Genomic DNA, 7581 nt, shown 5'->3' with positions numbered 1-7581 from the left:
GATCGTGGTGGGGCCGCCTATAGGCTCGGCCGACGCGCACGAGATGGCCTGGCGGCGCGGCCGGGCGCTGTTCCGCCTGCGCGACCGCGCCGGGCGGCACGGCCGCCCCGGCGCGGTCTATCTGGCCTGGCAACTGCCCAACGAGTACACCGGACCGCACGCGACACTGCCGCGCGGCCGCCAGAAGCGCCTGAACCGGGCGCTCGCCGACCTGTTCCATGACGGGATGACGGGGAACGGCGAGCCGCAGCCCACCAGGCGCTTCTACGGCACGGCCAAAGCGGCGGCGCTGGCCCGGCACGAACGGGAGCGCTATTGGCGCGGGCGGGGCGGTGGGGTATGGTACTGGCAAGAGAAATTATGAATAAGAGATTATGAATTATGAATTATGAACGAAGAGCCGGCGTCTTCTTCATAATTCCTAATTCATAATTAGCAAAGAGTTGCACCCATAATCGGGATAAAGTTATGATCAAGAGATGAAACTCCACATCCTCGACACCCGCTTCCAAGGTATGCCTCAAGTCACGGCCGTCTACCTGCTGGTCGGGACGGGCGGCCCGGTACTCATCGAGACCGGCCCCGGCTCCACCCTGCCGGCCGTCCTCGATGGGCTGGCCGCCCACGGCTTCGGCCCCGGCGACATTCGCCACGTGCTGTTGACCCACATCCACCTCGATCACGCCGGGGCGGCCGGCTGGTGGGCGCAACAGGGGGCGCAGATCTACGTCCACCACGTCGGCGCGCCCCACCTGGTGGACCCCGGCAAGCTGCTGGCCAGCGCCACGCGCATCTACGGCGACCGGATGGAATCGCTATGGGGCGAGATCCTGCCCGCGCCGGCCGACCGGGTGACGCCGCTCTACGATGGCGACCGGGTGGAGGCGGGTGGGCTGACGTTCGTGGCCCTCGACACCCCCGGCCACGCCTATCACCACCACGCCTACAAACTGCGTGACTTCCGCAGCGGGGAGATCGCCTTCACGGGCGACGCGGCGGGCATCAACCTGCCGCTGGTGAACCTGGTCGACCTGCCCGCGCCGCCGCCGGAGTTTCACCTGGAAACGTGGCTCCAGACGATCCACCGGCTGGAGAGCGAGGAGTTGCGGACGATCTACCCGACGCACTTTGGGCCGGTGCACGACGTGCATGGGCATCTGGTAGCCCTGCGGGTGCTGATGGTGGACGCGGTAGCGTTCGTGGCCGAGCGGCGGGCGGCGGGGGTGGAGCGGGACGCGCTGGCGGCCGAGTACATCGCCTGGAACCGGCAGCGGGCGTCGGTGCACCACCTCTCCCCCAGCCTGATCGAGAGCTATGAGCTGGCGAACCCGCTGTTTATGTCGGTGGATGGGATTCTGCGGTACCTGCGGAAAAAGCAGGGCTAAGGGGGTTTGTATCTTATCATGCGCTTCTCCCTGGCCGGAGGGCGGCTTAGCATTTTGATGCTGGCCTTGATGCTCAGCGCGCCGCGACCGGCCCCCGCAGAACCACGCAACCCGCGTCTGAGCGGCCCCCTGCAACCCGCCGGCGACGTGATCAACTTTGCCATCAGCCCCGACAACGGCCGCGTCGTCTATGTGGCCGATGCCGAGACGGACGAGGCCTTTGAGCTATACGGCGCGTCCACGCTGGGCGACGACCCGGTTGTCCGTCTCAGCGGCTTGCTGCCCGCCGGCGTCGGCGTCCAATCCTATGACCTCAGCCCCGACAGCCGGCGCGTGGTTTACATCGCCGCCCAGGATACAGCCGGGGTCAAGGAGCTGTACGTCACACCCCTGACCGGCGGCCCCATCGCCAAGCTCAACACCCCCCTGCCCCTCACCAGTGATGTCGAAAATGCCACCATCGCCCCTGATGGCCGCTACGTGGTCTACTTTGCCGATCAGACGGTGGATGGGACGTTTGAACTCCACAGCGCGCCCATCGGCGGCGGCCCGGTCGTCAAGCTCAACGGCGCGCTGACCGCTGGCGGCGAGGTCTGGTTCTATCGCCTGACGCCCCAGGGCCGGGTGGTCTACCTGGCCGACCAGCAAACGGACGAGACGTTCGAACTCTACAGCGCCCCCATTGCCGGCGGGGCGGGGGTGAAGCTGAATGGCCTGCTCGCGGCGGGCGGCGACGTAGCCAGTTTTGCCGTCGGCCCCGACGACCGGGTCATCTACCAGGCCGACCAGACGACCGACGATACGCATGAACTCTATAGCGCGCCGGTCGGCGGCGGGGCAGCGGCGCGGCTGAACCCAGCGCTGGTCAGCGGCGGCGACGTGGAACGATTTGCCCTGTCGCCCGACGGCCGGCGCGTCGCCTACATGGCCGACCAGGATACCAACGATGTGGTCGAGTTGTACCTGGCTCCCGCGGGCGGCGGGCCGGTCGTGCGGCTTAACGGCCGGTTGACAGCCGGGGGAGACGTGGCCGCCTTCGCGGTCACGAACGACCACGTGGTCTATCTGGCTGACCAGCACACGAACGACCTGTTCGAGCTATACAGCGCCCCCCTGGACGGCGGCCCGGCGGTCAAGCTGAACGGGCCGCTGGGCGCGAGGGGGCTGATCTGGTCATTCGAGATCGCCCCCGACGGGCGCTGGGTCGTCTACCGCGCCAGAGTGGGGAGAGACGGCCCGTACCAGCTTTACAGCGCGCCCATTGTCGGCGGTACCGTGGCGCGGCTGAATGGGCCGCTGCCGGCCGGGGGGAATGTCTACGAAAGCCGGATCAGCAGCGCGCTGGGCCGCGTGTTCTATCGGGCCGACCAGGACGCCGCCGGGCGCGTGGAACTCTACAGCGCGCCCATCACCGGCGGAGCGGGCGCGCGGCTCAACGGGCCGCTGGTCGCCGGGGGCGACGTGGTGAGCTTCCGGCTCAGCCCCGACGGCCGGCGGGCCATCTATCTGGCCGATCAGGAAGTGGACGAGCAGGTTGCGCTGTTTGCCGCCTTTGACGACCGCCAGTTGACGCCGACAGTCTACATGCCCGTGGTGCGCCGCTAATTGGTTGAGCCAAGACCTGACAGGTGGGCGGCCTGAAGGTTCATTTCCGCCAGAGAGGCTTTGGCCGCCCACCTGCCAGGTCTTCGCACTCTATATGGCATTGCTGGCCCGCGAAGATATAATCCTGAGTAGTTCCGGCCGCATCTCGACAGGCTGGACGCGGCCGGCCATCCATCGCAATCAGTATGGAGGCCCTTCATGACTACTTCCACCCACGCCAGGCGGCTGCGCTTCGCGCTGTTGTTGCCGGCGGCCGTCCTGCTCATCTTCCACTTCTCGTCCCAAGCGGCTCCCCAGGCGCCGGTTAACGTCAAGATCAGCGGCGTATTGCCGCCCGACGGCGACGTGAACCAGCAGTACTTCTACATCAGCGCCAACAGCCAGTACGTCGTCTACGCCGCCGACCCCAACGGGAACGACGCGTTGGAAGTGTTCAGCGCGCCCACGACCGGCGGGAGCGCGCCGGTCAGTGTGTCCGGGCCGTTGCCGCCCGGCGGCGACTGGCCGGGCTACAGGATTACGCCCGATAGCGCGCGGGTGGTCTACAGCGCGGCCCGCGACACGGCCGGCGTGCGGGAACTGTACAGCGCGCCCATCGCCGGCGGCGCGTCGGTTAAGCTGAACGGCCCGCTGGTGGCCGGCGGCGACGTCGGCAGCTACGCGATTAGCCCCGACAGCAGCCGCGTGGTGTACGTAGCCGATCAGGACATCGACGAGGTGTACGAACTGTACAGCGCGCCCATCGCCGGCGGGGCATCGGTTAAGCTGAATACCCCGCTGCCGGCCGGCGGCGAAGTGGGCGACCTCAAGATAGACCCGACCAGCAGCCGGGTCATCTATGAGGCCAAACAGACGGCGAGCGGGCCATACGAACTGTATAGCGCGCCCATCGCCGGCGGCGCGCCGGTCAAGCTCAGCGGCCTGATGGTGGCCGGCGGCTCCATTTTGGGGTTCTCCGTCAGCGACGTGGGCGGCTGGGTCGCCTACACGGCCGACCAGGAGACCGACGAGACGTGGCAGGTCTACGCCGTGCCTATGGCCGGTGGGACGGCTGTCCGGCTCAACCCGCCGCTGGCCGCCGGCCGGGACGCGACGGGCCACCTCATCAGCCCCGACGGGACGCGGGTCGTTTACTGGTCTGACCAGGAGACGGACGAAGTCCGGGAGCTATTCGTTGTGCCCATCACCGGTGGGGCGGCGACGAAGCTGAACGGGCCGCTCGTCGCCGGGGGCGACGTCGGCTCGGCGGAGTTCAGTGCGGACGGCAGCCGGGTGGTCTACGGGGCGGATCAGGAAACGGATGGGGTCGTAGAGATTTTCAGCACGCCCCTCACCGGCGGCGCGCCGGTCAAGCTCAACGGCCCGCTGCTTCCCCCCTATTACATTCTCGAATTCATGCTCAGCCCGGACGGCCAGCGCGTGGTCTACCGAACCGCGCAGAACACCGCCGGGGTGGCTGAGGCGTACAGCGTGCCCACCGCCGGCGGCGCGCCGGTCAGGCTGAACGGCCCGCTGGTCACCAACGGCGATGTGGACGACGTGAAGGTCAGCCCGGACAGCAGCTACGTGGTCTATTGGGCTGACCAGGACGTGAACGAGGACTGGGAGCTTTACCGCGCGCCCATCGCCGGCGGGACGGCTGTGAAGGTGAACGGGCCGCTGGTGGACGGGGGCGACGTGGGCGAGATCACGGCCCACTACTACCTGATCAGCGCGGACAGCCGCAAGGTGGTCTATCTGGCCGATCAGCTGGTGGACGAGCAGTGGGAACTGTTCGCCACGTTCGACGACAGCTTGCCGGCGGCGCGGCCGGTTTACGTGCCGGTCATTTCCCACAGGTGAGGTCGCCGCGGATGGATGGGATGAACGTGGATTGAACCGGAAACGGCGTTCGTGGGGGTAATCATGATAAGCACAAGTTATGCCAGCCGGCTGTTCGTCGCGCTGGCCTTCCTGTTCGGCGCTGTGTTGCTATTGCACCGGGGCGCGCCCGCCGGGGCGACGCCGCAAATGTTGGTGAACGTCAAGCTCAACGGCGACCTGCAACCTAATGGCAGTGTTATGCAGTTTATGTTAAGCCCAGACAGTCGCTTTGCGGTCTACGTGGCTGACGCGCAGACGGATAACGCCCGGGAACTGTATAGTGCGCTCTCGAACGGCAAGGGTGAGCCGGTCCGCCTCAGCGGGCTCCTGCCGTCCGGCAGCGGCATTAGCTACTTCGCCATCACGTCTGACAGCGCCCGGGTGGTCTACACCGCGCCGCAGGAGACGGCAGGGGTGGTCGAGTTGTTCACCACGCCCATCGCCGGCGGGCCGATCGTTAAGCTGAATGCTCCACTGGTCGCCGGCGGTATGGTCGCCAACTTCCAGCTGAGCCCTGACGGGGCGCGGGTCGTGTATTGGGCTGACCAGCAGGCGGATGAGGCTTACGAACTCTTCAGCGTAGCCATCACCGGCGGTCAGGTGACCCGGCTGAACAGCTCGCTCGCCGCCTTCCGCGACGTCCGGTTCTTTCGCGTCAGTCCCGACGGCCAGCGCGTGGTGTACGATGCCGACCAGCAGTCGGATGATATTTACGAACTCTACAGCGTGCCCATCGCCGGCGGCGCGTCCACCCGGCTCAACGGCCCGTTCGTCGGTGGCGGCAGTGTCGATTTCAGTTATCAGATCAGTCCCGATGGCGACCGGGTGGTGTACAGAGCTGATCAGCAGACAGACGAGGTCCATGAACTTTACAGTGTGCCCATTGCCGGCGGCGCGGCCGTCAAGCTCAACGGCGTGCTCGTTACCGGCGGCGACGTAGCGGGTTTTGGCATCAGCCCCGACAGTCGCCGGGTGGTGTATTCAGCCGACCAGCAGGCGGACGATGTCTACGAACTCTATAGCGCGCCCATCACCGGCGGCGCGGCCGTCAAGCTCAACGGCGCGCTCGTCGCCGGCGGCGATATCTGGTCGCTTTTTAAGATCAGCCCCGATAGCAGTCGAGTCGTTTATCTCGCCGATCAACAGACGGACGAGACTCTGGAGCTCTATAGCGCGCCCATCGCCGGCGGCGCGGCCGTCAAGCTCAACGGCTTGCTGACCCCGGGCGGCGACGTGACGGCCGCCCTCAACCAAAATCTCCAGATCAGCCCCGACAGCAAGCGGGTGGTGTATGGCGCCGATCAGGATACCGACAACACGGTCGAACTCTACAGCGCGCCCATCACCGGCGGCGCGGTCGTCAAGCTCAATGGCCCGCTGGCCGGCCATCACGTCCGCGATCTGTTGATCAGCCCTGACAGCAAGCAGGTGGTGTATCGCGCCGACCAGGAGGCGGCCGACGTCTGGGAGCTTTACAGCGTGCCCATCGCCGGCGGCGGGGCCACGAAAGTGAACGGCCCGCTGGTCACCGACGGCGACGTCCACTGCTGTTATGAGTTTAGCCCCAACGGCCGCCAGGTGGTCTACGAAGCTACCCAGGAAGTGGTCGATCGCTTCGAGCTTTTCGCCACGTTCGACGACAGCCTGTTAGCGCCGCCGACGTTTTATATGCCGGTCATCGTACGAAGGTGAGCTACTTGACTGCGCTACTGCCGGCCGACCCAAATTTGCGGCGGTATGACGTGCCGGTGATCTGGTAGGGACTAGGTTTTAGGGATTAGGGGCTAGGGAAGCGCGTTCTTCCCTAGCCCCTAACCCCTAACCCCTAACCCCTAGCCCCTACTCATAATTAGCCTTAATCCCCACCGGATTCAACGCCAGCCCGGCGGCGACGAGGTGGCCGACGTCGCCCAGGCCCAGGCAGCGCGGCGTGGCGTAGCGCTCGTTGCGCTCGTCGAACAGGACGGTGGTGATCGACGCCGGGTGCAGGTAGAAGCCGACCCACATCAGCGACACGGGCACGGCCAGCAGGTGGGCCAGCCAGGCCAGCCCCGCCCCATTGTGACAGAAGACGGCCAGCCGGCGGCGGTTGGGCCGCTCAATGCGGTAGAGGCCGCCGTCGCGCACGTAGCCGTGGCGGGCCAGAAAGTCGTCGGAGCCGGCCTGGATGGCCTCGACGCGGGCGCGCACTTCCGGGAAGTCATAGGGCGGGAAGGTGTGCCAGTTGTCGAGCATGGGCAGCGGCGCGTGGCGGCGCAACAGCTCGCCGCTCAGGTCGAAGACGTGGGGCGGGCGCGACAGGAACGGGTCGTCGGCGCGCACGTCCATCAGTTCGGCCGGCCATTCTTCGACGGCGCAGGGCAGGCCGGTCAGGTCAGCCGTGTACTGCATCGTCTGGCGGGCGCGGCCCATCGGCGAGCTGTAGAGGTCGGTCAGCCCCTCGCCGGCCAGACGGCCGGCCAGGGCGCGCGCCTCGGCGTGGCCCGCGGGGGTCAGGGCGTCGGCGGCGTAGTCGGGGGTGGCGTGACGGAGAATGTAGAGGCGCATGGGCAGTAATTCAGTGGGTCAGTAGGGGCAGACCTGCGTGTCTGCCCAGGTGTTCAGTAAGCAGTAAGCAGTATTCAGTATTCAGTAGGTCAGTTGGGAGTGATTGTAGCAGGGGGAGGGAGACCTGACAGGTGTTTGGGGGAACCTGTCAGGTCTGTGGCAGGCGGAGCAGGCCGTTAGT

6 protein-coding genes are annotated in these 7581 nt (G+C 66.6%); 5 read left to right on the top strand and 1 reads right to left on the bottom strand.

Going from position 1 to position 7581, the window contains the following annotated elements; genetic code table 11:
* The 5 genes from ACE3UY_RS21040 to ACE3UY_RS21020 form a co-directional block, all read left to right on the top strand.
* Positions 1–364: hypothetical protein (locus tag ACE3UY_RS21040; RefSeq protein WP_374689439.1), on the top strand; the 364-nt coding region annotated here is incomplete at its 5' end.
* A 115-nt stretch (positions 365–479) separates the two neighbouring features.
* The gene (locus tag ACE3UY_RS21035) at positions 480–1385 is read left to right on the top strand and encodes an MBL fold metallo-hydrolase (RefSeq protein WP_374689438.1); all 906 of its coding nucleotides are present in this window, start codon (positions 480–482) and stop codon (positions 1383–1385) included.
* Between the two features lie 18 nt (positions 1386–1403).
* Positions 1404–2990 carry a hypothetical protein gene (locus ACE3UY_RS21030; RefSeq protein ID WP_374689437.1) on the top strand — a complete coding sequence of 529 codons (1587 nt, stop codon included), beginning with the start codon at positions 1404–1406 and terminating at the stop codon, positions 2988–2990.
* A 198-nt stretch (positions 2991–3188) separates the two neighbouring features.
* Positions 3189–4832: a hypothetical protein gene (locus ACE3UY_RS21025; protein ID WP_374689436.1), complete on the top strand. Its 1644-nt coding sequence runs from the start codon at positions 3189–3191 to the stop codon at positions 4830–4832.
* A 63-nt stretch (positions 4833–4895) separates the two neighbouring features.
* Positions 4896–6545, top strand: a complete 1650-nt coding sequence (locus ACE3UY_RS21020; RefSeq protein WP_374689435.1) for an LpqB family beta-propeller domain-containing protein — start codon at positions 4896–4898, stop codon at positions 6543–6545.
* A gap of 147 nt (positions 6546–6692) precedes the next feature.
* Here the strand turns inward: ACE3UY_RS21020 and ACE3UY_RS21015 are convergent, their stop codons facing one another.
* On the bottom strand, positions 6693–7400 hold the full coding sequence (locus ACE3UY_RS21015; protein ID WP_374689434.1) for a histidine phosphatase family protein: 708 nt from the start codon (positions 7398–7400) through the stop codon (positions 6693–6695).
* Between the last annotated feature and the right edge of the window lie 181 nt (positions 7401–7581).

This window comes from Promineifilum sp. (SeqCode), assembly GCF_041918635.1.
In the GTDB taxonomy this organism is placed as follows: domain Bacteria; phylum Chloroflexota; class Anaerolineae; order Promineifilales; family Promineifilaceae; genus Promineifilum.
The sequence above is the reverse complement of the archived record's forward strand: the minus strand, read 5'-3'. Positions and strand labels throughout refer to the sequence as shown.